The following is a 23,706-nucleotide window of genomic DNA, read 5'->3' as shown; positions in this document are numbered from 1 at the left end:
GGGGGCTCACATGCTCGGGGGGACCGCCTTGCTCGGAGCACTCGCCCGTCTCAGAGCGATCGCGCGCCCGGAGGACTCGCCCACTCGAAAGGTTCGCCCCGCTCGAAGGGGTCGCCTGCTCGGAGCGCCCGTTCAGAGCGATCACGCGCCCTGAGGGCTTGCGTGATCGGAGGGATCGTCCACTCGCAGGGATCGGGATCGCCCACTTGCAGCGTTGGCCCACTCGAAAGGTTCGCCCCGCTCGAAGGGGTCGCCCGCTCGAAGTCTTCGCCCGCTCGAAGTGTTCGCCCGCTCGAAGTGTTCGCCCGCTCAGAGGGCGAGTGCGGCCGCTCGGAGCAGGGCCAGGTGCTCGGCCGGGCAGCCGTAGTCGGAGGCGAGCCGTACGGCGGCGTCCGCTGCTGCGGCGGGCACCTCGGCGGCGTCCTGCTCGCTGCACCCGCGCGCCACCGCGACCGCCCCCTCGACCAGGCCAAGCACCAGTTCGCCGCGCAGCCGCAGCTCCGCCTCGGGCAGCGGCTGCAGCGGGGAGATCAGCTCGCGATAGGCCGCGGCGAGGCGGCAGCGGGTCTGGCGGAACCCGGCGAACCGCTCACCGCGCACCTCCGGCAGCTGGTAGAGCGCGCCGAGGTTGGACAGGCCGCCGAGCAGCAGCTCCGTGTTGAACCGGACCAGCGCCCACAAGCGCGCGCCGGGCACCGCTTCGGCGGTGGTCAGCAGCCGCTCCGCGTAGGCGGCGGTGGGGGCGACGGTGCCTTCGAGCAGCGTCGCCAGGATGTCGTCCTTGTTGGCGAAGTGGTGGTAGAGCGTCGACTGCCGGATGCCGGCCCGTTCGGCGACGGCCCGGGTGGTGGTGGCCGCATAGCCGTCGCGGGTGAACAGCTCGGCCGCCGCGGCGAGCACCTGAGCTCGCCCGCCACGGGTGACGGCGGGCGGCGAGAGGTCGTGTGAGGGCATTGCGCGATCCTCCCACACCTGCGCAGGCCACCGGGCGGAGTAACTGCGCAGAGCGATCCGCCCTGCCGCTGCGTAGTTTCGCAAGCGAACGACGACGTTCATCTCAGCATCTCCTCGGAGTTCGTCCCCTCGGAGTTCCCCCATGCGGATCCCCGCTCTACTCGCGGCGGCCGTGCTGCTGCCGCTCCCGCTCACCCAGGCCGCGCAGGCGGCCGCACCACCTGCCACACCTACGCAATCCACGCAGCCCGCGCAGGCCGGGCAGGCCGTGCAAGCCGGTCAGGCCACGCAAGACGCTCAGACCGCTCAGGCCACGCAGCCTGGTCAATCGGCTCCCGGCAGTCAGGCTCCTCAGCCCAGCGGGGCGGACCAGGCCGACCACCTCACCGGCCTCTACGTACTGCCCCCCACCGTCGGCACCGCGCCGCGCAAGCTGGTCGGCCCCGCACTGCGTTCCGGTGCGGGCGCCCGCCGGTCCGCGTACAGCAAGGACCTCAGCGTCAGCGTCAGTCCGCCCTCGCCCCCGACCGCCCCGGGCGCCGTCGGGACCGTCCAGGTGACCGTGTGCAACAACGGCACCGAGACGCCGACGTCGGCGACCCTGGTGGTCAACGGCCCCGGCGACCCCGGCCTGACCCTGACCACCAGCCACAGCGGCCCGGTGGACGGGGGCTGGAACTGGATCCGCTTCCCGGTCGCCAAGAGTCTCGCACCCGGCGGCTGCGAGACCTCGCAGATCTTCGCCAAGACGATCAGCACCACACCCGGCCCGCGCAGCTACTCGGGCGGCACGGCCGTGGTCACCTGGAACTCGACGCAGAACCCGGATGACAACTCCGCGACTTGGAGCTTCGACACCTCAGCCCCCGTCACCAACGCGGCACTTGAGCTGTGGCGGCCGCCCAAGCCGGCTGCACCCGGCAACCCGGCAGACTTCGAGATCGTGGAGCGCAACCTCGGCCCGTCCACCGACTACCCGTGGCGCGGCAGCCTGACCGCCACGCTGCCGGCCGGCTCCAAGTGGCTGAGCAGCACCCCGAGTTACAACCCGTGCACCATTTCGCCGGACGGGACCACCGCGACCTGCAACGACATCGTCAACAACACCTGGTCCCAGTACAACCGAGGTTTCGCGCTCCAGGTCGACCCGGACGCCCAGCCCGGCACCAGCATTCCAGTGACGATCACCCAGGAGGCACCGGCCGACCCGGACCCGCACCGGTTCACGCTGACGGTGACGATCCCCGTCTGCTGAAGCGACTCCCACCGCCCCCAACTCCCCTATCTGGCGGGCTGCATCAGATTCTGCTGATGCAGCCCGCTTTGTCAGCACAAAGTCCCGTTCCCTTGTGTCGCGTCAGTAAAATCTGTCGTCTTGTCATGTCTTAGGTATAGACGCCTTCCCGGGCGAACTGGTTGGGTTGCGGCTGCACCACACGCACCCCCATCTTTCGCGTGTCCTGCACCGCGCCCTCACTCCGGGAGGACTCCCCCATGTCCATTCGCCCACTTGCCTCCGCCAGCCGCGCGCTCGCCGTCCTCGGCACCGCCGCCCTCGCCGTCGCCGGCTTCGCGGGCAGCAGCCCGGCTTCGGCCAGCCCCACCCACTTCGGGGTCAAGCCGCTGCACGGGCACACCACCGCGGCTGCCACAGCAACCAGCGGCAGCACCCTGAGCGTGGGCTCCAGCGCCAGCCAGGGTGTCGTGTCTCCCACCCCGAAGGTCTACCTGGTCTTCTGGGGCTCCCAATGGAAGAACGACCCGGCCGGGGTCGCCCCCGACATGCAGGCCATGTTCAAGGGCCTCTACGGCACCCAGGACACCTGGGGCACCATCCTCGACCAGTACTGTGAGGGCGTCGCCAAGGGCACCGTGACCTGCGGCAGCAAGGGCACCCACGTCCAGCACCCCACCAGCTCCCCGCTGGCCGGCGTCTGGTTCGACAACGCCGCCGCCGCGCCGGGCAGCGCCACCGCGGCCCAGATCGGGGCCGAGGCGGTCAAGGCGGCCGGGCACTTCGGCAACAAGACCCAGGCGCCCAACCTGAACGCCCAGTACGTGGTGCTCTCCGCCACCGGCACCCACCCCGACGGCTTCCCGAACAGCGGCTTCTGCGCCTGGCACGACAAGACCAGCTCGTCCTACGGCACGCTGGCCTACACCAACATGCCCTACGTCCCCGACACCGGCATCGACGGCTGCACCACGCTGACCGACGGCCGCGCGCTCTCCGGCATCGAGTCCACCGAGACCCACGAGTACGCGGAGACGGTCACCGACTTCTGGCCCAGCATCGGCTGGAACGGTGGCAACGGCGAGATCGGCGACGCCTGCGTCAACATGGACTCGTTCGTCAAGCTCTCCACCGGTAGCTTCGACCTCCAGGGTCTCTGGTCCAACGCGGCGAACAACTGCGTGACCAAGGGCTGACACCCGGTCGGTGCCCCCTCGGCGCCGCCCGACGGTGCTGAGCTGCCCCTTGCCTGACCCGACCCGCACCCCGCTTCGCTCGCGGCTGACGCAGCGTGAGGCCGCCGCCTCACCGCTGACGCCGCGAGCGAAGCTGTGCCGCAACTGGCGACGTATCGTGCCGTAGCGAGCGGGTGACCTTGGCAGCGCCAAGCCTCGTCCGAGCGAGCACGGTGGCGAAGCCGCAGGGGCGAGCTGCCGGGGTCGGCGGGCGCGGCGGGCGGCTGGCGGCGGGCGGCTGGCGGCTGGCGGCTGGCGGCTGGCGGCTGGCGGTCAACCGCTAGCCAAGGAACGGACGCAGCGGCCAGCGAAGGCGTGGGAGCCACCGGCCACCGGCGCTGACGGCAAGCAGGCCGACGTGAACCGACACGCACCACCCGCGGGCCACGCACCGCTGGCACGCTGCCCCGCACGCCCAACCCCGGGCCCGCGACGGCCCGTTGGCCGGTCGCCGGCCAGCCGCCCAGCGGGCCGAGTGCCCGGGCACCGCAGCTGCCGCCTACGCCGCCCAGCACTGCCCGCCGCGGTGCGCCGGGCCACCAGTGCTGTGCCCGCCGCGGCCCACCAAGCCTGCCGGCACGGTGCACTGCGCGGGCCCCAGAGCCGCCCAGTGCGGTGCACCAGGCCGGCCACCCCCCGAGCGTCCGGCCGACCCCGCTTGACTTCGAGTCAGGTCAGGTCGGCCGGATCAACCCTGCTGCCAACCCTGCGGCAATGGCCGCCGTACGGCTGTCCACGTCGAGCTTCTCGAAGATGTGCACCAGGTGCGTCTTCACCGTGGCCTCGCTGATGAAGAGCCGCTTGGAGATCTGCCGGTTCGGCAGACCTTCGGCGACCAGCTGCAGGATCTCCGCCTCCCGTGGCGACAGCGTCGGCCTCCCGTCACGAACTCGACCAAGCAACCGGGCCGCGACCGGTGGCGCCAGCACCGTCTCCCCTCTGGCTGCGGCCTGCACGGCCGCCACCAGCTCGTCCGGCGGGGTGTCCTTGAGCATGTAACCGGTGGCACCGGCCTCGACCGCGGTGAGAATGTCGGCGTCGGTGCTGTAGGTCGTCAGGATCAGCACGGCCGGTGGGTCCGGCAGCGCGGTGATCCGTCTGGTGGCCTCGACGCCGTGCATGCCGCCCGTCATCTGAAGGTCCATCAGCACCACGTCCGGCCGCGGTTGGCCGCTCTCCGCCAGCTCCGCCAGCAGGCTCAGCGCCTCGGCACCGTCTGCCGCCTCGCCGACGGCGGACAACTCGGGCAGTTCGTCCACCATCGCGCGCAGCCCGCGCCGGACCACCGGGTGGTCATCCACCAGCAGGACCCGGATCACGAGTGACTCCGCTCGCGGATCAGCATGCCTCGGAGTCGCCGACGCGGTACCAAGCGGCCGATGATCAGCCTGGTGACGATGGGCGGGGTGGGTTTGAGTCGCCTCGCATCGCGGCGGTGGTGGTCGTCATGTCGTGCGCCTGGCTCGGAGCCCGTAACCGCGTGCTCCCCATCAGCGTGCGGCGCGGGCGCCGGTCCCTGGACCACCCCGTCCAGGTCGACCCCACCGCCGAAGCCCAGGGCCTCCGCGGCAAGATCACCGACTGTCCAGTCAGCGGTGGCCGGCACGGCGCCGCTAGCCGTCAGCTCCCCACGGTCTGCTGCCCCACCACGCGGCGGCTCCTGCCCGCCGGACCACTCCCCGTCGAGCGTCGGGGCCTTGTCGCTGGGCCGACTCCCGACCCGTACCGTGCCCGCAGGCTCACTGCTCTCTTGCTCGCCACCCGGCAGGTCGACCGCCGGGATCGGTATGGCGGCCGCCACCGCCGTGCCCTCGCCGGGGGCCGACTCGACTGTCAGCAGACCGCCGAGCGCCACCATTCGTTCACGCATCCCGTGCAGGCCGAAGCCGCTCTGCTCTCCGGTGCGGTGTGCATGCGGGTCGAAGCCCACCCCGTCGTCGAAGACGTCCAGCGTGACCTCGTCATCCAAGTAGCTCAGGGTGACCGCGATCCGGGTGGCCTGGGCGTGCTGCACCGCATTGGCCAGTGCCTGCTGGGTCAACCGCAGCAGCGCCACCTCCGCTTCCACCGGCAGCGGACAGGGCTCGCCCTCCAGATGGAAGTCGGCGCCCCGACGTTCGGCCAAGCGCCGCAGTGCCTCGCTCAGGCTGGCCTCCTCCAGAGCCGGCGGGGTGAGCTCCCGGACGAACCGGCGGGCCTCGGCGAGGTTCTCCGCCGCCGTACGCCCGAGCTCGCCGATCCGCTCCGCGGCGGTGGACGGATCCGCGGGCAGCGCCGACTCGGCCGAGCGGGCCAGCAGCACGATGCTGGACAGGCCCTGCGCCAAGGTGTCGTGGATCTCGGCCGCCAAGCGCTGGCGCTCGGCCAGCCGGCCGGCGGCGCGCTGGCTCTCGGCCAGCTCATTGCGGGTCTCGGTCACCTCCTGAACCATGCGCATCGCGACGTCCACCGCGCGGGCCCGGGCACGGCTCTCCCGGTAGAGCGCCGCATAGCCGGCGGCGGTGAGGACCGCGACTGCCAGCCCGGCCAGCGGGCCGACCACCTTGGCCGCCGTCAGCCCACCGGCGGTCTGCGCCTGGGCCGCCACCACTATCCCGGTGACCCCCAGCACGGCCGGAACCGCCAGCACGACGGACAGCAGGTGCAGCAGCACGAAGTAGAGGGGGAATGCGAGGTAGCTGAACTCCGGGTGCACCACCGTGAGCCCGGTCCAGAGCACCAGCACCCCGACCAGCCAGGCGCCGGCCAACCGGCGGTCGGCCCGGATCCGCTGGCCCACCCCACCGAGGCCGTAGAGCGAACCGAGCGTGATCGCGGTCAGCAGACTGGTCTGCCCGAGCCCGCCGGTGACCAGCCCGCGCACCACGAGCACCACGAGCAGGGTGAAGAACAGCCCGTGCAGGGCGAGGTTCATCATCCGCAGGGCGGGCGTGCTCGCCGCGTGCCCGGTGGGCACCGGGGCGGCGGGAGCGGAGTGGTCGAAGCGGTTCACGGATCCGAGGGTACGGCCTGGCCTGCGACGATCCACGCGCCACAGCATCAATCGTTTGATGGATTCGAGGCTCCATCAAACGATGGGGCTCCATACAAACCTTCTCATCGATACCGGGGCAGCCGGTCGAACGGAAGAGTGGATGCAGTCCAATCGACCGCCTCGATCCGGGGAGAGCACCCATGTTCGTCGCCCTGCGTGACATCCAATTCGCCAGGGGCCGGTTCGCCCTGATGGGCACCGTGGTGGCCCTGATCACCACGCTGGTGGTCTTCCTCTACGGGCTGACCGGCGGTCTTGCATCGGCCGCCTCCTCGACCGTCGCCCGGTTGCCGGCCGACCGGATCGTCTTCGGCTCGCCTCCGGGGGCCACCCCCACCGTCTCGTTCAGTTCCAGCACGGTGGCCCCTGAACAACAGGCCGGGTGGGCAGCGGCGCCCGGGGTGCGCTCGGCGGCCGGGATCGGCCTGGCGATGACGCGCCTCACCGGTACCAGCTCGGCCACCTCGGTGAGCGTGCTCGGTGCACCGTCCGCCCTGCTGCCGCCGCTCACCTCCGGCACCGCCCCGACCGACGGGCAGGTCGCGGTCGGCTCCGGCATCGCCGCGTCCAGCCACCTGACGGTGGGCGAACAGGTGCGGGTGGGCGCGCGTACCTTGACCATCGCCGCGATCACGGCCGACCGCTCCTACGCCCATGCGCCGACCGTCTGGACCACGCTGGCCACCTGGCAGGCGGTGACCGGTCAGGGCCAGCCCACCGCCCTGGCGGTCTCGCTGGCGCCCGGGGCTGATCCGAGCGCCGTCGACCGGGCCCAGAACACCAAGGCCGTCACGCTGGACGACGCGGTGACCGGGATCGACGGGTACTCGGCCGAGCAGGGCAGCCTGCAGCTGATCCAGGGCTTCCTGTTCGCGGTCAGCGCCTTGGTCGTGGGGGCGTTCTTCACCGTCTGGACGGTCCAGCGCAAGCCGGACATCGCGATCCTCAAGGCGGTCGGAGCCGGCAGTGGCTACCTCGTTCGGGACGCACTGGCCCAGGCGGCCGCCGTCCTGCTGGGCGGGGCGCTGCTGGGCGGGGCCGCCGGCGCTGTCGGCGGGGTCGTCGCCACGGCCGCCGTGCCCTTCGATCTGAGCGCGGTCAGCGTGGCCGTTCCCGTGGCCGTGATGGTGCTGCTCGGCCTGCTCGGCGCTGCCTTGGCCGTCCGCCGCATCACCGCCGTCGACCCGCTCACCGCCCTCGGGGCCAGCCGATGAGCACCAGCCTCGCGTTCCCGACCTCCAGCCTCGCCGACTCCGCCTCCCCGATGCCCACCGTCACCAACCCCATCCTCGTCACCCCCTCCGTGGGGTCAGCCAGAGAAAGGGTCCAGCCGTGACCTCCCTCACCGCCCCGGCCACCGTGGCCACCCGTACCGGACTCGCCCTGCGCGGCGTCACCCTCACCTACCCCGACGGCGAGCAGCGCCTGACCGCGTTGGACGACGTCGAACTTCGGGTCGCCCCCGGCGAGTTCGTCGCGGTGGCCGGCCCGTCCGGCTCCGGCAAGTCCAGCCTGCTGGCGGTGGCCGCCACCCTCCTCACTCCCGACCGCGGCCAGGTGCTGATCGACGATCAGGACGCGGGTGCCCTCAGCCCTGCCGCCCGCACGGCGCTGCGCAGGGAGCGGCTCGGCATCGTCTTCCAGCAGTCCAACCTGCTGGCCTCGCTGACCGCCGTCGAGCAACTGCTGGTCGTCGCCCACCTACGAGGGAAACGCCCAGCCACCGCGCGGGCCCGCGCGGAGTCGCTCCTCGCCTCCGTCGGTCTCACCGGACCGAAGCAGCAACGCCGCCCGCATCAGCTGTCCGGCGGCGAGCGCCAACGGGTGAACATCGCCAGAGCACTGTTCGGCGATCCCTCGGTGCTCCTGGTGGACGAGCCGACCTCCGCCCTGGACCACGAGCGCGGCCGTCAGATCGTGGAGCTCCTGGCCGAGGTCACCGAGCAGCACCGGACCGCCACCGTCATGGTCACCCATGACCACGATTTGCTGGGCCGCACCCACCGCGTCCTGGAGATGCACGACGGGAGGCTGACGGGATGAGGAGGCGACGGCGGCCAGCGGGGGTCCTGGCTGGCTCCACCCACAACCGGCCCCCGGCACCGGGCCGGGGCACCTGGCACCTGGCACCTGGCCGGGGCACCTGGCTCACAGCCGAAGGAGTCAGGCGCCCCCGGGTGCTGCCGCGAACTCGCAGCGTGCGGCCCGCCGTTCGGCCGTCGACAGCCCGTGTCGCGGATCTCCGCAGCCGATAGGCCGGACCTCCCACGGTGTCCGTTACGTCGACCGGTAGCCGGTGCCTCCACGTCGGCCACCAGCCGTCGCCGCAGCACTCACGTAACCGATTGAGTTCCGGATACCGCCCTGCGATACTCGCGCAGCGATCGGCGTCACTTGCGTAGCGATCGGCGCCCGCCCGGGCGCGGTATCAGGGGGAGCAGAGATGAGAACCGCCGCACCCGGCCCGAGCGCCGGCCGGAGTTGGACGCCGCTGACAGTCGCCAACGCGGGACTCGCATTCGCCCTGGAAATGGGCTTGTTGGCCGCACTCTGCTACTGGGGCTTCAAGACCGGTCGCAGCACCCCCGCGCGCATTCTGCTCGGCATCGGCGCCCCGGCGTTGGCGGGGCTGACCTGGGGTCTGTTCCTGGCCGCAGGCGGGCCGAAGTTCACGCTACCGCTGGTAGCTCAAGTCGTCATCAAAATAGCGGTGTTCGCGGTCGCCGCGCTGGCCCTGCGCGCCACCGGACACCCTACCCTCGCGCTGGCCTTCGGTGGCCTCGCTGTGCTCAGCGTCGCCGTGGAGTACGCAACGCGCTAGCGCGGCACCATCGAGCCAGGGGGCCGAAGGGCGTAGAGCTACGAACTCGCACGGCGGTTGAGCCAGGACTTCTCAAGCTCCGACAGCGGCAGTTCAGGTACCGGACCGGTCTCGTCGTAGACGGCGATCGGGTCACCCGGCTGCGACCACGAGCCGACCGCCCATAGCCGGTAGCCGAATTCACCGCCCTCCGGCAGCGGAACCGTGAGGCTCACTGGCGCCGGCGGGCCGGGCACGCATCGGCCGATGTCTTCACCGTATGGGCCGCCGTTGAAGACGGCATGCATCCAACCCTGCGGCGGAGCTCCGCTCAGATCGAAGACGTCCGCATGCCCACCCACCGCAAGTCCCTGCCACCGCTGCCACGACACCACTGCCACGATGGGGGCCTTCCTGGTTCCTGGCGCCCACACCCTCGTCCCGCCCGCTGTCGCCTCCTCCTCATCGCTCATGGCAGCCCTAGGAGGAGGGCGTCAGCTCGGGCTCGACCTGCCAGGACCTACCGCGTGCCGAGGCGCAGCGCCGGCTTCTCCGGGTCGGGCCCGGCGGCGGAGTCGGCCACCGGGTCGGCCCAGAGGGAGCGGACGTGGCCGAGGTGGCGGGACATGCAGGCCTCGGCGGCGGCCGCGTCGCCGGAAAGCATCAGGTCGAGCAGCTCCAGGTGCTCCTCGGCGGAGGAGACCAGTTCACCGCGCTGGTCGAGGCGGGTGAGGCCATAGAGGCGGGAGCGCTTGCGCAGGTCGCCGACGACCTCGACCAGGCGGGCGTTGCCGGCCAGGCCCAGCAGGGTGAGGTGGAACTGGCGGTCCGCCTCCAGGTAGCCGATCAGGTCGTGCTTGCGCGCAGCGGCCACAATCTCCTCGGCCACCGGGCGCAGTGCCTCCAGCTGCTCGCTGCTGGCGGTGCTGGTGACCCGGCCGACGGTCGGGACCTCGATCAGTGCGCGGATCCCGGTGTAGTCGTCGAGGTCGCGCTCGGTCATCTCGGTGACCCGGAAGCCCTTGTTGCGGACCGCTTCGACCAGGCCTTCGCGGGCGAGGTCGAGCATCGCCTCACGCACGGGGGTGGCCGAGACCCCGAAGTCGGCGGCCAGCGCAGGCGCTGAGTAGACCACGCCGGGGCGCAGCTCACCCGAGATGAGCGCAGCCCGCAGGGCGTGCGCGACCTGGTCGCGCAGGCGTTCCTGGACGGAGATGAGGGGGCGGGGCTTTGACTCGGTCACTGCGGTCCTCCGGATGGTGCGGAGCACCAGTGTACAATGTCACGTTTCTTCGGGCGCTCACGGTCGATCCATCATGCCGCTTGACGAGCCATCAGGGAACGCCGGGGCCACCACCGACCGTCCAGGACGCCTGGTCCGCACGCCCACCCCACTCGCGGTACGCCGCTGCGGCCACCGCCAGATCCTGCCAGGCCATCCCCACACTCTTGAAGAAGCGCGGCCGGTCCATCGGCACCGACATCGCGCCGTCGTACGCCGCGCCCTCGTGCGCCCCGCCGCCGTGCGCCCCGCCGCCCCCAGCAGCGCCGCCCCCTGTGCAGGCGACCAGTTCGGCCAGGTTCATCCACCCCCGCGCGGCCTGCTCCCGAGCCGCCGGCACCGCCGCGACCTCGGGCGGCAGCGCGAGCAGCAGGTCTCCCGCCTCGCGCAGCGCCACCGCGCGCGCCTCCACGTAGCAGGCGGATCGCCGCACCAGCACGGTGTCGACCTCGCGCCCGGTCGGGGAGTGCGAGCCTACTGCGGCGACGGCGGCGTGGTCGGGGACCAGCGCACCGTCGAAGAGCGGCTCGGTGGCGGTGGTGCAGCAGACCACCAGGTCGGCGTCGGCGACCGCGTCCGGCGTACCGCGCACGGCCACCAATCCGAGCCGCTCGGCGTGGTCCAGCAGCTCGGCCACCGGACCGTGGCGCCGCCCGACGACGGTGACCCGCTCCAGTCGACGTACGGCACGCAGCGCGTCCAGGTGCCCGTAGGCCTGCGGACCGGTCCCGAAGAGCACCAGGTGTGCGGCCCGGGGTGCGGCAAGGCGGTCGAGGGCCACCGCGGTGACGGCCGGGGTGCGCAGTGCGGTGAGCGCCGCGCCGTCCAGCAGTGCCAGCGGCAGCAGGGTCGTTCCGTCCAGCAGCAGGTAGCTGCCGGTGATCCGGGGCAGGCCCCGCTCGGGGTTCTGCGGTGCCACACCGGCGATCTTCACACCGGCGTACTCGGCGGTCGCGGCCGGCATCAGCAGCAGTTCCCCGGCCGGCACCGGCACCCCGAGCCGGGCCGGGCAGGCCTCCGGATCGAGGCCGCCCCGCAGCACCTCGGTGAGCGCCACAACAGCGTCGGCCGGACTCAGACGCACCGGCACCCCAGGCACCCCAGGCACCCCAGGCACCCCAGGCACCCCAGCCGAGTCTCCGGCCCTGCCGGTGGCCCTGCCGATGGCCCCGCCAACTCCCCCGGGAACGGACCGCGTCACAGCAGGAACCCCGTCCCCAACTCGTCCCGCCCATCGAGCACGAACCGGTGTTCGCCGGTGCGGTGCGCGAGGCCGGTCACCTCGGTCAGGTACGCCCGGTCGCGCTCACCGACCACCCGCCCGGTGAACACGCTGCCGATCACCGACTCGTGCCGCAGCTCCTGTCCGGGCCGCAGCGCACCCTCGTCGGCGAGCAGCGCCAGCCGGGCCGAGGTGCCCGAACCGCACGGCGAGCGGTCGATCTGGCCGTCCGCGAAGACGGTGACGTTGCGCTGCACCAGACCTGACGGACCGTCGGCCAACTCCTGGTGGAAGATCACCCCGTACAGCTCGTAGCGGTCGAGCAGTGCACCACGGATCTCACGCCCGAGCGCGGTCAGCTCCGGCAGTGTGCTCAGTGACACCTCCGGCACCCGCACGGAGGCGTACACCGCCCCCGAGTCCGCCAGGTCGACCAGCACCGACCCACCCGACAGCCCGCTCACCCGCACCCCCCGCGCCAGCACCCGGGTGGGCACGTTGCGGAAGGTCACCGCCGTGGTCCGCCCGGCAGCCCGGTGCACCACGGCGGTCACCCGGCCGGACGGCACGTCGATCCGGACCTGCGCCCGCCCGTCGTCCGGCGCGGCCACCAGCCCGCTGTCCACCGCCCAGGCGCCGAGCGCGATGGTGCCGTGCCCGCAGGCGGTGGAGTAGCCGTCCTTGTGGAAGAAGAGCACGCCGAGGTGCGCCTCGTCGTCGTCAGGTGGCACCAGGAAACCGCCGTACATCCCCACGTGTCCGCGCGGTTCCCTGGTGAGCAGTTGGCGCACTGTGTCCAGCGCGCTGGGCCGCGGGTCGGTCGGCTCGCCGCCGGCACCGATGGCGATGGCCCGGCGCTCGGCCACGGTGTCCCCGGCGATGGGCGGCAGCCCGGCCGACACGATCCGAAAGGGCTCCCCGGCCGTGTGGTAGTCGACGGTCTCGACAACCAACCGGCCACTCACCGGCCCGCCACTGACCGGACCACCACTCACCGACCCGCCATCACCCAGGCCGCCACCGCCGCCCAGGCCACCGCCCCCACCCATCAGGCAGTCCCCGCCGGCAGCAGCGAGACGGTGCGGCTGGCGGTGTAGAACTCCAGCGCCGCCTGCCCCTGTTCCTTGGCCCCGTACGAGGCCGCCCCGGAGCCGCCGAACGGCAGGTGGAAGTCGACCCCGCTGGACGGCGCGTTGATCCGCACCATGCCGGCCGCGAGTCGGTCGGCGGCGGCCAGCGCCGCATCCAGGTCGGCGGTGTGCACGGACGCGGAGAGGCTGTGCCGGTTGCCGTTGGCGAGGGCGACGGCCTCGTCCAGGTCGGCGGCGGGCAGCAGCACGGCCAGCGGCCCGAAGAACTCCTCGCCCAGCAGCGGGTGCCCCTGCGGCACCCCCTCCAGCAGCGTGGGCTCGATGAACCAGCCCGCTCGGTCCGGCACTTGGCAACCCGTCACGGCGAGCGCCCCGCCGGCCAGCGCCGAGCCGATCGCACCGACCAGCCGGTCCCGCGCGGCCTCGGAGATCACCGGGCCGCTCTCCACCGCGGGCAGCGCCTTCCCGAGTGCCTCGCGCAGCGGCTGGTAGGTGTCGCCGACCGCGATCACCCGGCTGGTGGCGGTGCACTTCTGGCCAGCGTAGCCGGCGATGGCGTACGCCAGGTGCGCGGCGGCCTGCTCGACGTCGGCGCCGGGCAGCACGATGGCCGCGTTGACGCCGCCCATCTCGGCCTGCACCGGCACGCCGCGCTCCGCGCTGGTGCGCACCACCGAGCCGCCGACCGCCGTGGAGCCGGTGAACGACACCACGTCGGCCGCCGCGACCAGGGCGCTGCCTTCCACCGCGCCGCCGGGCACCACGGTGAGGACGTCCGCCGGCAGGTCCAGCAGTTCGGCCAGTCGCAGCGCGCAGGCGGTGGCCTCAGGCGCGGGCTTGAGCACCACGGTGTTGCCCACGGCCAGCGCGGGGGCGAGCTTCCAGACCGGGATCGCCAGCGGGAAGTTCCACGGCGTGACCAGACCGGCCACCCCGTGCGGTCGCCGCTTGGTGAAGAGCAGCCCGGCGCCGGCCGCCGTCTCGTGTACGGCACCGGTGGCGGCGTAGGGCGCCTGCGCGTAGTAGCGCAGGATGGCCACGGTCCTGGCCACCTCGCCGCGTGCTTCGGAGAGCGGCTTGCCGACCTCGCGAAGCACCAGCTCGGCCAGTTCGCCGGCGTGCCCGGCGATCGCGTCGGCGGCCCGGTCGAGCGCGGCGGAACGGGCCGCGGCCCCGGCGCCGAGCCAGCCCGGCTGCGCGGCCCGGGCCCGCTCGACGGCGGCCGCCACGCCATCGGCGCCGGCGGCCGGGACCTCGACCACCAGGTCGGTCGGATCCGCGGGGTTGTACGACGGAACACTCACACGAGCGGTCGCAGCGGTGGCAACGGTCTCGGCGGTCACAGCAGGAATCCTCCGGGGAACGGGTCGGTCGGGTCGAGGAAGTACTGCGCGGTGCCGGTGACCCAGGCCCGCCCGGTCACGGTGGGGATCACCGCGGGCAGGCCGGCCACCTCGGTCTCCTCGACCAGTCGGCCGATGAACCGGGTGCCGATGAAGGACTCGTTCAAGAAGTCCTGCTCCAGCGGGAGTTGGCCGCGCGCATGCAGCTGGGCCATCCGGGCCGAGGTGCCGGTGCCGCACGGCGAGCGGTCGAACCAGCCGGGGTGGATGGCCATGGCGTGCCGCGAGTGCGCCGCGTCCGAGCCGGGAGCGGCCAGGTAGACGTGGTGCACGCTGTGGAAGGACGGTTCCAGCGGGTGCACCGGGCGCTGCTCGGAGGTGTTGATCGCCTCCATCAGAGCGAGCCCGGCCTGCAGGATCTCCTGCTTGCGTGCCCGCTCGAACGGCAGCCCGAACTCGGCCAGCGGCAGGATCGCGTAGAAGTTGCCGCCGAACGCCAGGTCGTACCCGACACTCCCCCAGCCGGGCACCTCGATCTTGCTGTCCAGTTCGACCGAGTACGAGGCCACGTTGCGGATGGTGACCGCGGTGGCGGCACCGTTCTCCACCTGCACCTCGGCGGTTACCAGGCCGGCGGGGGTGTCCAGGCGCACGGTGGTGACCGGCTCGACCACCGGCACCATGCCGGTCTCCACCAGCACGGTGGCGACGCCGATGGTGCCGTGCCCGCACATCGGCAGCAGCCCGGAGACCTCGATGAACAGCACCCCGTAGTCCGCGTCGGGGCGGGTCGGCGGCTGCAGGATCGCACCGCTCATCGAGGCGTGGCCGCGCGGCTCGTACATCAGCAGGGTGCGGAACTGGTCCATGTGCTGCTGGAAGTGGACCCGGCGCTCGGCCATCGTGGCGCCGGGGATCACCCCGAACCCGCCGGTGATCACCCGGGTGGGCATGCCCTCGGTGTGCGAGTCGACGGCGTGGAAGACATGGCGAGTACGCATGCTGACCCTTCGTCGGAGAACTCAGAGAACTCGGGTAACTCGGAGAACTGGACTAACTCAGGTACCTCAGGTACCTCGGATACCTCAGGTACCCAGAGCGGTCAGCGCAGCCCGTCGGCCAGCGCCTTCTCGGTGGCCGCGCGGACCGCCGTCTCGATGTCCCCGGTCAGCGGCACGCGCGGTGCCCGGACCGGACCGCCGACGCGGCCCGCGATGTCCATCGAGAGCTTGATCGCCTGGACGAACTCGGTCTTGGAGTCCCACCGCAGCAGCGAGTGCAGCGACTTGTAGAGGGGCAGCGCGGTGTCCAGGTCCTTGGCGACGGCGGCGCGGTAGAGCGCCGCGGTGGCCTGCGGCAGCGCGTTGGGGTAGCCGGCGATCCAGCCGACCGCGCCGGCCAGCGCCAGCTCCAGCAGCACGTCGTCGGCGCCGATCAGCAGGTCCAGGCCGGGGGCGAGTTCGGCGAGCTCGTACGCCCGGCGGACGTCGCCGCTGAACTCCTTGACGGCGACGATGCTGCCCTCGGCGTGCAGCTGAGCGAGCAGCGAGGGCACCAGGTCGACCTTGGTGTCGATCGGGTTGTTGTAGGCCACGATCGGCACGCCGGCCTTGGCCACCTCGGCGTAGTGGGCGCGCACCGCGGTGGCGTCGGCCCGGTAGGCGTTGGGCGGCAGCAGCAGCACCGAGCCGGCGCCGGCCTCGGCGGCCTGCTCGGCCCAGCGGCGGGACTCGGCACTGCCGTAGGCGGCGACGCCGGGCATCACCCTGGCGCCGTCACCGGCGGCCTCGACGGCGGTGGTGACGACGCGGGCGCGCTCCTCGGCGGTGAGGGTCTGGTACTCGCCGAGTGAGCCGTTGGGGACGACGCCGTCGCAGCCGTTGTCGATCAGCCAGCGGACGTGCTCGGCGTAGGCGTCGTAGTCGACGGACAGGTCCTCGCGCAGCGGCAGTGCGGTGGCGACCATGATGCCGCGCCAGGGGCGGGTGCGGTCGTGTGTGGGGTTGGTCACGAGAGCATCTCCTTGATGAGGTGTGACATTTTATAGAGTTGCCAGAACGCGCACAAGAGGGCACGTGGGGGCCTGGCGGATCCTGACGGACGGACGCCCGACTGGAGCCCGGATCGAAGCAGAGCCCGGATCAGTCCTCCGGCAGCGCCGCGAGGTCGCCGAGCAGGACCGGGCAGGAGAGTGGACGGGAGTCGGCGACCGGCTCGGCCGTACCGGCCAGGCAAGCCACCGCTGGGGAGCACATCCGGCCCTGGCACCAGCCCATGCCGGCCCGGGTGAGGAGCTTGACGGTCCGGGCGTCGGTGGCGCCGAGCCGCTCGACCGCCTCGCCGATGGCCCCGGCGGTCACCTCCTCGCAGCGGCAGACCTCGGTCTCCGGGCGCAGCCAGTCGGACCAGCCGGGCCCCGGCCGATGGGCGGCGGCCATCAGCTCGGCGAACGCGCGCAGTCGGCGGCGCTGGGAGAGCAGGGTGGTCGCCGGCGCTCGGCCGGCGATCGCCAGTGCGGCCAACTCGCCTTCCGCCAGCGCCAGTTCGGCACCACCGACGCCGCAGGTCTCGCCGGCCGCCCAGAGCCCGGGCACGCTGGTGAGCTGGCGGGCGTCGACCCGCAGCGCCACGGTGCCGTCCGGCACCACGCGGGTGGCGGCGCCCAGTTCGGCGGCGAGCTCCAGCTGCGGCACCAGGCCGTGACCGATCGCCAGCGCGTCGCAGTCGATCCGCCGCTCGGTGCCGGGCAGCGGCCGCCAGTCGGCGTCCAGCCGGGCCACGGTCACCGCCTCCACCCTCTCGCCCCCGTGCGCCTCGACCACGGCACTGGCGCGGCGCAGCCGCACCCGGTGCCGGGCCAGCGCCGCACCATGGGTGACGCCCTCCAGCAGCTTGGCGGGGGTGGCGGCGAGCACCCCGGGGCGGCGGGCGTAGCCGAGGTAGGTGGAGGCCTCGACGATCGCCGGCACCTCGGCCCCGGCCGCGGTGAGCGAGGCCGCGGCGGCCAGCAGCAGCGGGCCGCTGCCCGCCACCACGATCCGCCGCCCGGGCAGCACCAGGCCGGCCTTGAGCATCGCCTGCGCACCGCCGGCGGTGACCACCCCGGGCAGCGTCCAGCCGGGGAACGGCAGTTGGCGCTCATAGGCGCCGGTGGCCAGCAGCACGGCGGTGGCCCGCAGGGTGGCCCTGCCGCTTCCGTCGGCGCCGGTGGCGGCGTGCAGGCGCCAGGGCTCGCGCCGCTCCAGCAGGTGGACGTGGTGGTGCGCCAGGTAGTCGATCCGACCCGCCTCGCGGTGGGCGGCGAGGCGCTCGGCGAGGTCGGCGAAGACCGGCCAGTGGTGGTGCAGCCGGTCGGGGCGGGCGGCCCGCAGGCCCGGGGCCGGGTGCCGGTAGTACTGGCCGCCGGGTCGGGCTCCGGCGTCGAGCAGCACGCAGCGCAGGCCCTGGTCGGCGGCGGCCACCGCGCCCGCGAGTCCGGCCGGCCCGGCGCCGATCACGGCCAGGTCGTACGGGTCTGCGAGGCCGGCATCAGACGGCGAGGTCGGCATGGCCGTGGCCCTCCTGGGTGGTGACGATGTCGCCGGGCTCCGCCGGGAGCAGGCAAGTGCGCTGGTTGGGGCGGCCGTTGACGGTGGCCAGGCAGTCGAAGCAGGCGCCGATCCCGCAGAACGCGCCGCGCGGCCGCCCGGTGCTCCGGGTGCGGCGCCAGGCCACGATGCCCTCGGCCCAGAGTGCGGCGGCGATGGTCTGCCCGGGCAGGGCGGGGATCGGGCGGCCGTCGAACTCGATGGTGTGGGCGGGCTCGGGCTCGGCGGCGGCCAGCCTGGCGGGGGTTCGGCGCATGACGTCCTCGGGATCAGGCGAAGCGGTCGGGACGGAACGGGGCGGTGTCCACCGGGTCGGCGGTTGACAGGCGGCGGCCGGTCAGCTGCTCGGCGATCAGCAGGCCGGTGGCGGGGGCCAGCCCGATGCCGGCGCCCTCGTGACCGCAGGCGTGCAGCAGCCCGGGCGCCCGGGGGTCGGCGCCGATCGCCGGCTTGTGGTCCGGCAGGTAGGGCCGGAAGCCCCGGTAGGCGCGCAGCACCCGGACGTCGGTCAGGAACGGGAAGAGCGCCGCCGCCTGCCGGGCCAGCCGACCCACGGCCGGAACCGAGAGGGTGCGGTCGAAGCCGACCCGCTCCCGGCTGGCGCCGATCAGCACGGTGCCGGACGGGGTGCCCTCGACCACGCCGGAGCTCTGCAGCGCGGCCGAGCCGCTCGCCACGTCGGCCACGTAGTCCGCGGCGTAGACCTTGTGCCGCACCACCTTGGGCAGCGGCTCGGTGACCAGCACGAAACCGCGCCTGGGCAGCACCGGCAGCTCGACGCCGGCCAGCCGGGCGATCTGCCCGCCCCAGGTGCCGGCCGCGTTGACCACCGCGCCGGCGGCCAGCTCGCGGCGCTCGGTGCGCACCCCGCGCACCGTGCCGCCGGGCCCGGTGAGCAGGGCGGTGACCTGCTCGTCCAGGTGCAGGGCGGCGCCTGCCCGGACGGCGGCGCGCAGCAGGTGGGCGGCGGCCAGGGCCGGCTGCACCTGGGCGTCCTCGGGGTAGTGGAAGCCGCCGGCCATGCCGGGGGCCAGGTGCGGTTCGTAGTCGGGCAGGCGGTCGGCGGTGACCTCGTGGGCGGTCACTCCGGCGGCGCGCTGCTTGGCGGCGAAGGCGGCCAGGGCCTGCTGCCCGGCCGGGTCGGCGGCCACCACCAGCCCGCCCTTGGGCTCGTACTCGAAGGCCTCGCCCAGTTCGGCGGCGAGCTCGAGCCAGAGCAGCGCGGAGAGCTTGGCGAGCTCCAGCTCCGGGCCGGGCTCCTTGTCGGAGAGCAGCAGATTGCCCTCCCCCGCCCCGGTGGTCCCCCTGCCACCGGGCCGCGGTCGACGACGGCGACCGAGAGCCCGGCACGGGCGGCGTAGAACGCGCAGGCGGCACCGACGACACCGGCGCCGATCACCACGACGTCGTGGGTTGGTCTTGTGGGCACGTCAGTAATATGTCACATGGTGGAGCGCCTGCCAAGACCCTGCCAAGACACCCTCCCCAGACATCCCCGGGGCGGCGCAGGTTCCCCGCACAGACAGCGGTGCCCCGGCCGCCGCAGCGACCGGGGCACCGTCAGACACCGCCGACATCTCAGGTGACGTCGTCGTCCACATGCCCCCAGGCCTCCGCCGGACGGGCGGGCGCCGCCGAGGCCAGCGGAGCCGACGAGGCGAGCTCAGGGGCGGAGGCGCCGACCGACTCGGCACCCGCCACCGCCGCCACCGACAGGTCCACGTGCGAGGCCTCCTCGTCGGACAGCTCGGCATCCGGGTTGTTGCGGCGCCGACGCCGGTCGTTGAGCAGCGAGAAGCCGACCGCCACGAAGTACAGCACCCAGATCGGCGAGGCCAGGGCCAGCATGCTGACCGGGTCGGCGCTCGGCGTGGCGACGGCCGCGAAGACCGTGATGGCCATCACCATGCCGCGCCACCAGCCCAGCATCCGCTTGCCGGAGAGCACCCCGGCCAGGTTGAGCATCACCAGCAGCAGCGGGAACTCGAAGGCCAGGCCGAAGACCAGCAGCATCCGGGTGGCGATGTTGAGGTAGTTCTCCACCGGCATGATCTGCTGAGCCCCGATCGGGGTGAACGAGCCGAGCACCTCCAAGGTGGTCGGCATCAGCAGGTAGGCGCAGGTCACGCCGCCGAGGAAGAGCGGCGTGCCGAGCCCCAGGAAGGTCAGCGAGTAGCGCTTCTCGTGCTTGTGCAGGCCCGGCGCCACGAACGCCCAGACCTGGTAGAGCCAGATCGGCACCGCCGCCACCAGGCCCGCCAGCAGGCAGACCTTGAGGGTGAGGTTGAACGGCTGGGTGACACCGATCACCGCCACCTGCGCGCAGTGCTTCATCCCCGGTTTGGGCTGCCCGTTCGGCAGGCAGGCGGGCAGCGGGTTCATCAGGAAGTGCAGCAGCCGGTCCTTGAAGAACGCCGCCGCGATGGTGCAGACCACCACCGCGAGCACCGCCTTGACCAGCCGGTTCCGCAGTTCGCGCAGATGATCGCCGAGGGACATCCGTCCGTCGGCGGTCTTCGGCGGCTTGGGAGACTTGCTCAACCCCGATCCTCAGAACTCGTTGCGGCGCGGCCCGCCGGTCGGCGGCCACGGGACCATCGGTTGAGCGCGGTCATCGCTCGCCGCCGACGGACGGCTCGGCGACCGGCCGGGCGGTGGCGGTGTCACCGGGCGCGGCCTTGACGATCCGGGCCGGCTCGGTGTCCGCGGTGGGGCTCGCCTCCCGGGTGTACTCCTCGCGCAGCGCCGCGGTCTCGGCCTTGAGGATGCGCATGGACCGCCCGGCGGACCGGGCGAGGTCGGGCAGCCGCTTGGCACCGAAGAAGATCGCCGCCATCGCGATGATGATGAGGAATCCCAGGACCCTGCCCATACGCGACTACCTACTTCCGGACGAGAGCTGCACCGAGGCCACAGGAGAGCCTAACCCGCGCGCCACGGCGGCAGGAGACCCCCGGTGGCCACCAGCAGGTGAAGTCATGGGTTTCCCGGCTGCCGTCACCGCGTGCCGGCGGCCGCCGAGACCTCCTCGGCCGCGCCGGCCAGCGCCCGCGAGGCCGTGTCGACCTGCCGGGCCAACCCCCGCACGTCCACCCACACCCGCATCGCGAGCACTCCCAGCACCAGCAGCCCAGCGGTGGCCAGGCCGACCACCGCCAGCAGGACCCAGGTCATGTTCCGTCACCTCTCGATCGGCACGAGCCGCATCGTCGACACTCCGGCGCCGGTCAGCGCCTCGACGATCTTCTCGCCGGCCGTCTTGCGCACCGCTGCGCCGCACTCCGGACAGGTGAAGCTGTAGAAGGTGCGCTCCTTGGTGGCGCCCAGCGCCAGCCGGAACGCGGCCGCCGGCAGCTCCACCTTCTCCCGGCACTGCGAGCAGTAGACCTTGAACCGGGTGGCTGGTTCGCCCGCCTCGTCGTCCTCGGTCACTCGGCGGCCTCGTAGCCCGCCAGCGCCGCCCGGGCCGCCGCACGCGCCTGCTCGGCCAGCGGCGCGGGCAGCACGATCCGCCCGTCCGCGCCGAGCCGCAGCGCCAGGGTGCGCAGGCCGGACGGGTCGGAGCTGCGCAGGGTGATCCGCAGCCCGCCGTCGGGGAGCTCCTCGGCCAGGTCGTGGGTGTAGTACTCGGCCACCCAGCGCCCGCCGGGGCCGACCTCCACCACCACCTCGGGGTCGTCCGCGGCCGGGTTCACCAGGCCCTGGGAGAGGTCGCGCGGCTCCAGCCGGGGCGGGTCGGCGGGCTCGTCCAGCACCTTGATCTCGGCCACCCGGTCCAGCCGGAACAGCCGGCGGTCCTCCGAGGTGCGGCACCAGCCGTCCAGGTAGGTGTGGCCCTCGGTGAGCAGCCGGATCGGGTCCACCTCGCGCTCGGTCATGCCGCCGCGCCCGTGCGAGTAGTAGCGCAGCCAGATCCGCCGGCCCTCGCTGAGCGCCCGGTCGATGTCGGCGAAGACCTGGCCCTCGGCCTCGAAGGTCACCCCGACCCGGGCGCTGCCCTCGGCGCTCTCCCCCGCCGCGTTCTCGATCTTGGCGACCGCGCGGGTGAGCGCCTGCCGGTCGCGGTCCCGCAGGCCGGGCAGCGAGGCCACGGCGCGGGCGGCGACCAGCAGCGCGGTGGCCTCGTCGGCGGCCAGCCGCAGCGGCTGGGCCACGTCGTCGACGTTGTGCCACCAGATCCGCTCGCCGTCGGTGTCGATGTCCAGCAGGTCGCCGCCGCGGAAGCTGGTGCCGCACATCGGCAGCACATTGAGGTCGGCGATCAGCTCACGCTCGCTGATCCCGAACGCCCGGGCCACCTCCGCGACTTCGGCACCCGGCCGCTCGCGCAGATAGGTGACCAGCGAGAGCATCCGCCGGGTCTGGTCGATCGCGTTGCTCATGCCCGCTCCCCCTCCACTGCGAATCCCTCAACGGCGAGTCCGGCCACCGCGCGCAGCCGCTCGATCAGCTCGGCGCGCAGCTCCTGCGGCGCCAGCACCACCACATCCGGACCATACTCGGACAGGTCGGCGGCCAGCCCGCGCCCGTACGGAATCTCCAACTCGTCCCAGTCGGCGTCGACTTGACGCTCCGCCAGGGCCTTGGCGCGCAGCGGGTAGGCGGACCCGCGGCGCAGCTTCACGGTGGCCGTGGCGGTCGCGCCCTCACCGGCGAACCGGGCCACGGTGGCGCGCACGTCCACGTGCTCGGGCACCGGCGCGGTGAACGCGCCCTGCCGCGAGCGCACCTTGCCCGCGATCCGGCTCAGCCGGAACACCCGGGAGGCACCGCGGTCCCGGTCCCAGCCGGCCAGGTACCAGTGGCCGCGCCAGCACTCCAGCGCCCAGGGCTCCACCGAGCGCGGCTCCACCACCGCGGCGCCCGCCTTGCGGTAGTCGAAGCTCACCGGCCGCCGGTCCCGGGCCGCCAGCAGCAGCGGCTCGAACGCGGCCTCCCGCACCGGGATGTAGGGCTCCAGCGCGGTGCCCGCCGACGCCTCGGTGAACGGCACTCCGGCGGCCCGCAGCTTCTGCAGCGCGCCACTGGCCGCGCCGGACAGCCGGGCCTGCTGCCAGACCCTGGCGGCCAGGCTCAGCGCGGCCGCCTCCTCGGCGTCCAGTGCGATCTCCGGCAGCCGGTTGCGGTCCGGGCGGGCGAGGTAGCCGGCCTCGCCGTCCAGGGTGTTCTCGTCGACATCGATCACCAGCCCGAGCTCGCGCAGGTCGTCCTTGTCCCGCTCGAACATGCGGTTGAAGGCGTCCTCGCTGCCCTGCGCCCAGGCCTCCCGGTAGGCCTCGATGGACTCCCGCAGCTCCCGCTTGGAGAGCGGACGTCTGGTGTTCATCAGGCACAGGGCGAGGTTCATCAGCCGCTCTGCCTTGGCGATCGCCATCGCTGACCCTTCATAGTCGTCCCATACCGGGTGAGCCCGGCGGCCTCGACCGTACCGGTAGCGGGACCCGCGGCGAAAGCCGAGGCGGCGGCGCCGGGCTCGCACCCGTCACCGCCGCCCCTGGACCGGTCAGCAACCGGTCGGATCGTCAGACCGGAATGGTCAGACGTTGATCAGGTCGACCACGAAGATCAGGGTCGAACCCGCCGGGATCGCCGGGCTCGGCGACTGGTTGCCGTAGGCCTTGTGGGCCGGGATGACCAGCTTGCGGCGGCCACCGACCTTCATGCCGACGACGCCCTCGTCCCAGCCCTTGATGACCCGGCCGGCGCCCAGCGGGAACTTGAAGGTCGAGCCGCGGTTCCAGGAGGCGTCGAACTCCTCACCGGTCTCGAAGGTCACGCCGGCGTAGTGCACCTCGACCATCATGCCGGGCTTGGCCTCGGCACCGGTGCCCACCTCGATGTCGGTGATCTCCAGGTCTGCCGGGGCCGCGCCCTCGGGGAAGTCGATCTCCGGCTTCGTCTTCTGGCTCACAACTGCCTCATCT

At 72.9% G+C, this 23,706-nt stretch carries 24 protein-coding genes and 1 pseudogene; 5 read left to right on the top strand and 20 right to left on the bottom strand.

All coding sequences use genetic code 11. From position 1 onward, the window contains the following. Positions 1-309 precede the first annotated feature (309 nt). On the bottom strand, positions 310-954 hold the full coding sequence (locus E6W39_RS33540; protein WP_141636681.1) for a TetR/AcrR family transcriptional regulator: 645 nt from the start codon (positions 952-954) through the stop codon (positions 310-312). Positions 955-1,096: 142 nt separating this feature from the next. Here E6W39_RS33540 and E6W39_RS33535 point away from each other — a divergent pair, with 142 nt between their 5' ends. Continuing rightward, positions 1,097-2,209 (top strand): COG1361 family protein, encoded by a 1,113-nt coding sequence (locus tag E6W39_RS33535; protein WP_141636680.1) that lies wholly within the window; start codon positions 1,097-1,099, stop codon positions 2,207-2,209. 239 nt (positions 2,210-2,448) lie between these two features. Beyond that, positions 2,449-3,384: a hypothetical protein gene (locus tag E6W39_RS33530; protein WP_141636679.1), complete on the top strand. Its 936-nt coding sequence runs from the start codon at positions 2,449-2,451 to the stop codon at positions 3,382-3,384. Between the two features lie 713 nt (positions 3,385-4,097). Here the strand turns inward: E6W39_RS33530 and E6W39_RS33525 are convergent. Then, positions 4,098-4,742 (bottom strand): response regulator, encoded by a 645-nt coding sequence (locus E6W39_RS33525; protein ID WP_101379431.1) that lies wholly within the window; start codon positions 4,740-4,742, stop codon positions 4,098-4,100. Then, complete coding sequence (locus E6W39_RS33520) at positions 4,739-6,415, bottom strand: sensor histidine kinase (RefSeq protein WP_228718476.1); 1,677 nt, start codon at positions 6,413-6,415, stop codon at positions 4,739-4,741. The genes E6W39_RS33525 and E6W39_RS33520 overlap by 4 nt, the downstream gene beginning before the upstream one ends. A gap of 182 nt (positions 6,416-6,597) precedes the next feature. Here E6W39_RS33520 and E6W39_RS33515 point away from each other — a divergent pair, with 182 nt between their 5' ends. The 3 genes from E6W39_RS33515 (at position 6,598) to E6W39_RS33505 (ending at position 9,278) form a co-directional block, all read left to right on the top strand. Continuing rightward, positions 6,598-7,671, top strand: a complete 1,074-nt coding sequence (locus E6W39_RS33515; RefSeq protein WP_141636677.1) for an ABC transporter permease — start codon at positions 6,598-6,600, stop codon at positions 7,669-7,671. Between the two features lie 118 nt (positions 7,672-7,789). Continuing rightward, complete coding sequence (locus tag E6W39_RS33510; protein WP_228718475.1) at positions 7,790-8,500, top strand: ABC transporter ATP-binding protein; 711 nt, start codon at positions 7,790-7,792, stop codon at positions 8,498-8,500. Positions 8,501-8,900: 400 nt separating this feature from the next. Continuing rightward, positions 8,901-9,278, top strand: coding sequence for a YrdB family protein (locus tag E6W39_RS33505; protein WP_141636676.1), 378 nt, complete (start codon positions 8,901-8,903; stop codon positions 9,276-9,278). Positions 9,279-9,316: 38 nt separating this feature from the next. On the opposite strand, the gene E6W39_RS33500 is transcribed toward E6W39_RS33505, so the two are convergent. The 17 genes and pseudogenes from E6W39_RS33500 to E6W39_RS33425 all read right to left on the bottom strand — a co-directional run bounded on the left by E6W39_RS33500 (position 9,317) and on the right by E6W39_RS33425 (position 23,693). Beyond that, positions 9,317-9,658: a hypothetical protein gene (locus E6W39_RS33500; protein ID WP_141636675.1), complete on the bottom strand. Its 342-nt coding sequence runs from the start codon at positions 9,656-9,658 to the stop codon at positions 9,317-9,319. 119 nt (positions 9,659-9,777) lie between these two features. After that, positions 9,778-10,500 (bottom strand): GntR family transcriptional regulator, encoded by a 723-nt coding sequence (locus E6W39_RS33495; RefSeq protein WP_141636674.1) that lies wholly within the window; start codon positions 10,498-10,500, stop codon positions 9,778-9,780. Positions 10,501-10,591: 91 nt separating this feature from the next. Then, on the bottom strand, positions 10,592-11,629 hold the full coding sequence (locus E6W39_RS33490; protein WP_228718474.1) for an ornithine cyclodeaminase family protein: 1,038 nt from the start codon (positions 11,627-11,629) through the stop codon (positions 10,592-10,594). Between the two features lie 107 nt (positions 11,630-11,736). Further along, positions 11,737-12,810 carry a proline racemase family protein gene (locus tag E6W39_RS33485; RefSeq protein ID WP_141636672.1) on the bottom strand — a complete coding sequence of 358 codons (1,074 nt, stop codon included), beginning with the start codon at positions 12,808-12,810 and terminating at the stop codon, positions 11,737-11,739. Beyond that, positions 12,810-14,195 carry an aldehyde dehydrogenase family protein gene (locus tag E6W39_RS33480; protein ID WP_323809125.1) on the bottom strand — a complete coding sequence of 462 codons (1,386 nt, stop codon included), beginning with the start codon at positions 14,193-14,195 and terminating at the stop codon, positions 12,810-12,812. Before E6W39_RS33480 ends, E6W39_RS33485 begins: the two co-directional genes overlap by 1 nt. Beyond that, a complete protein-coding gene (locus E6W39_RS33475) occupies positions 14,192-15,196 on the bottom strand; it encodes a proline racemase family protein (protein WP_141636671.1) in 1,005 nt (334 codons plus the stop codon). The genes E6W39_RS33480 and E6W39_RS33475 overlap by 4 nt, the downstream gene beginning before the upstream one ends. A 101-nt stretch (positions 15,197-15,297) precedes the next feature. Further along, on the bottom strand, positions 15,298-16,161 hold the full coding sequence (locus E6W39_RS33470; protein ID WP_141638098.1) for a dihydrodipicolinate synthase family protein: 864 nt from the start codon (positions 16,159-16,161) through the stop codon (positions 15,298-15,300). 175 nt (positions 16,162-16,336) lie between these two features. Further along, positions 16,337-17,743: an FAD-dependent oxidoreductase gene (locus tag E6W39_RS33465; protein WP_141636670.1), complete on the bottom strand. Its 1,407-nt coding sequence runs from the start codon at positions 17,741-17,743 to the stop codon at positions 16,337-16,339. After that, complete coding sequence (locus tag E6W39_RS33460) at positions 17,724-18,038, bottom strand: (2Fe-2S)-binding protein (RefSeq protein WP_141636669.1); 315 nt, start codon at positions 18,036-18,038, stop codon at positions 17,724-17,726. Before E6W39_RS33460 ends, E6W39_RS33465 begins: the two co-directional genes overlap by 20 nt. A gap of 148 nt (positions 18,039-18,186) precedes the next feature. Beyond that, positions 18,187-19,181: pseudogene (locus tag E6W39_RS33455) on the bottom strand (NAD(P)/FAD-dependent oxidoreductase); the annotation flags it as partial. A gap of 179 nt (positions 19,182-19,360) precedes the next feature. Next, the gene (gene tatC / locus E6W39_RS33450) at positions 19,361-20,281 is read right to left on the bottom strand and encodes a twin-arginine translocase subunit TatC (RefSeq protein WP_141638097.1); all 921 of its coding nucleotides are present in this window, start codon (positions 20,279-20,281) and stop codon (positions 19,361-19,363) included. A gap of 112 nt (positions 20,282-20,393) precedes the next feature. After that, positions 20,394-20,654: a twin-arginine translocase TatA/TatE family subunit gene (locus tag E6W39_RS33445; protein WP_141636668.1), complete on the bottom strand. Its 261-nt coding sequence runs from the start codon at positions 20,652-20,654 to the stop codon at positions 20,394-20,396. A 125-nt stretch (positions 20,655-20,779) separates the two neighbouring features. Then, positions 20,780-20,956, bottom strand: a complete 177-nt coding sequence (locus E6W39_RS39950; RefSeq protein WP_180356361.1) for a hypothetical protein — start codon at positions 20,954-20,956, stop codon at positions 20,780-20,782. 6 nt (positions 20,957-20,962) lie between these two features. Next, a complete protein-coding gene (locus E6W39_RS33440; RefSeq protein WP_101379445.1) occupies positions 20,963-21,214 on the bottom strand; it encodes a hypothetical protein in 252 nt (83 codons plus the stop codon). After that, positions 21,211-22,164 carry a helix-turn-helix transcriptional regulator gene (locus E6W39_RS33435; RefSeq protein ID WP_101379446.1) on the bottom strand — a complete coding sequence of 318 codons (954 nt, stop codon included), beginning with the start codon at positions 22,162-22,164 and terminating at the stop codon, positions 21,211-21,213. Before E6W39_RS33435 ends, E6W39_RS33440 begins: the two co-directional genes overlap by 4 nt. Next, positions 22,161-23,156, bottom strand: a complete 996-nt coding sequence (locus tag E6W39_RS33430) for a helix-turn-helix transcriptional regulator (protein ID WP_141636667.1) — start codon at positions 23,154-23,156, stop codon at positions 22,161-22,163. The genes E6W39_RS33435 and E6W39_RS33430 overlap by 4 nt, the downstream gene beginning before the upstream one ends. A gap of 162 nt (positions 23,157-23,318) precedes the next feature. Then, positions 23,319-23,693, bottom strand: a complete 375-nt coding sequence (locus E6W39_RS33425; protein ID WP_141636666.1) for an FKBP-type peptidyl-prolyl cis-trans isomerase — start codon at positions 23,691-23,693, stop codon at positions 23,319-23,321. Between the last annotated feature and the right edge of the window lie 13 nt (positions 23,694-23,706).

The organism is Kitasatospora acidiphila (assembly GCF_006636205.1).
Classification (GTDB): Bacteria; Actinomycetota; Actinomycetes; order Streptomycetales; family Streptomycetaceae; genus Kitasatospora; species Kitasatospora acidiphila.
Note: the sequence above shows the minus strand (reverse complement) of the source record. Positions and strands in the feature narration are given on the sequence as shown.

Excerpts from the sequence above, each read along its gene's own strand:
- E6W39_RS33445 (WP_141636668.1), bottom strand. The coding sequence starts at position 20,654 with ATGGGCAGGGTCCTGGGATTCCTCATCATCATCGCGATGGCGGCGATC.
- E6W39_RS33465 (WP_141636670.1), bottom strand. The coding sequence starts at position 17,743 with ATGCCGACCTCGCCGTCTGATGCCGGCCTCGCAGACCCGTACGACCTG.
- E6W39_RS33485 (WP_141636672.1), bottom strand. The coding sequence starts at position 12,810 with ATGGGTGGGGGCGGTGGCCTGGGCGGCGGTGGCGGCCTGGGTGATGGC.
- E6W39_RS33515 (WP_141636677.1), top strand. The coding sequence starts at position 6,598 with ATGTTCGTCGCCCTGCGTGACATCCAATTCGCCAGGGGCCGGTTCGCC.
- E6W39_RS39950 (WP_180356361.1), bottom strand. The coding sequence starts at position 20,956 with ATGACCTGGGTCCTGCTGGCGGTGGTCGGCCTGGCCACCGCTGGGCTG.
- E6W39_RS33475 (WP_141636671.1), bottom strand. The coding sequence starts at position 15,196 with ATGCGTACTCGCCATGTCTTCCACGCCGTCGACTCGCACACCGAGGGC.
- tatC (WP_141638097.1), bottom strand. The coding sequence starts at position 20,281 with ATGTCCCTCGGCGATCATCTGCGCGAACTGCGGAACCGGCTGGTCAAG.
- E6W39_RS33505 (WP_141636676.1), top strand. The coding sequence starts at position 8,901 with ATGAGAACCGCCGCACCCGGCCCGAGCGCCGGCCGGAGTTGGACGCCG.
- E6W39_RS33430 (WP_141636667.1), bottom strand. The coding sequence starts at position 23,156 with ATGGCGATCGCCAAGGCAGAGCGGCTGATGAACCTCGCCCTGTGCCTG.
- E6W39_RS33435 (WP_101379446.1), bottom strand. The coding sequence starts at position 22,164 with ATGAGCAACGCGATCGACCAGACCCGGCGGATGCTCTCGCTGGTCACC.
- E6W39_RS33540 (WP_141636681.1), bottom strand. The coding sequence starts at position 954 with ATGCCCTCACACGACCTCTCGCCGCCCGCCGTCACCCGTGGCGGGCGA.
- E6W39_RS33460 (WP_141636669.1), bottom strand. The coding sequence starts at position 18,038 with ATGCGCCGAACCCCCGCCAGGCTGGCCGCCGCCGAGCCCGAGCCCGCC.
- E6W39_RS33535 (WP_141636680.1), top strand. The coding sequence starts at position 1,097 with ATGCGGATCCCCGCTCTACTCGCGGCGGCCGTGCTGCTGCCGCTCCCG.
- E6W39_RS33530 (WP_141636679.1), top strand. The coding sequence starts at position 2,449 with ATGTCCATTCGCCCACTTGCCTCCGCCAGCCGCGCGCTCGCCGTCCTC.
- E6W39_RS33470 (WP_141638098.1), bottom strand. The coding sequence starts at position 16,161 with ATGGTCGCCACCGCACTGCCGCTGCGCGAGGACCTGTCCGTCGACTAC.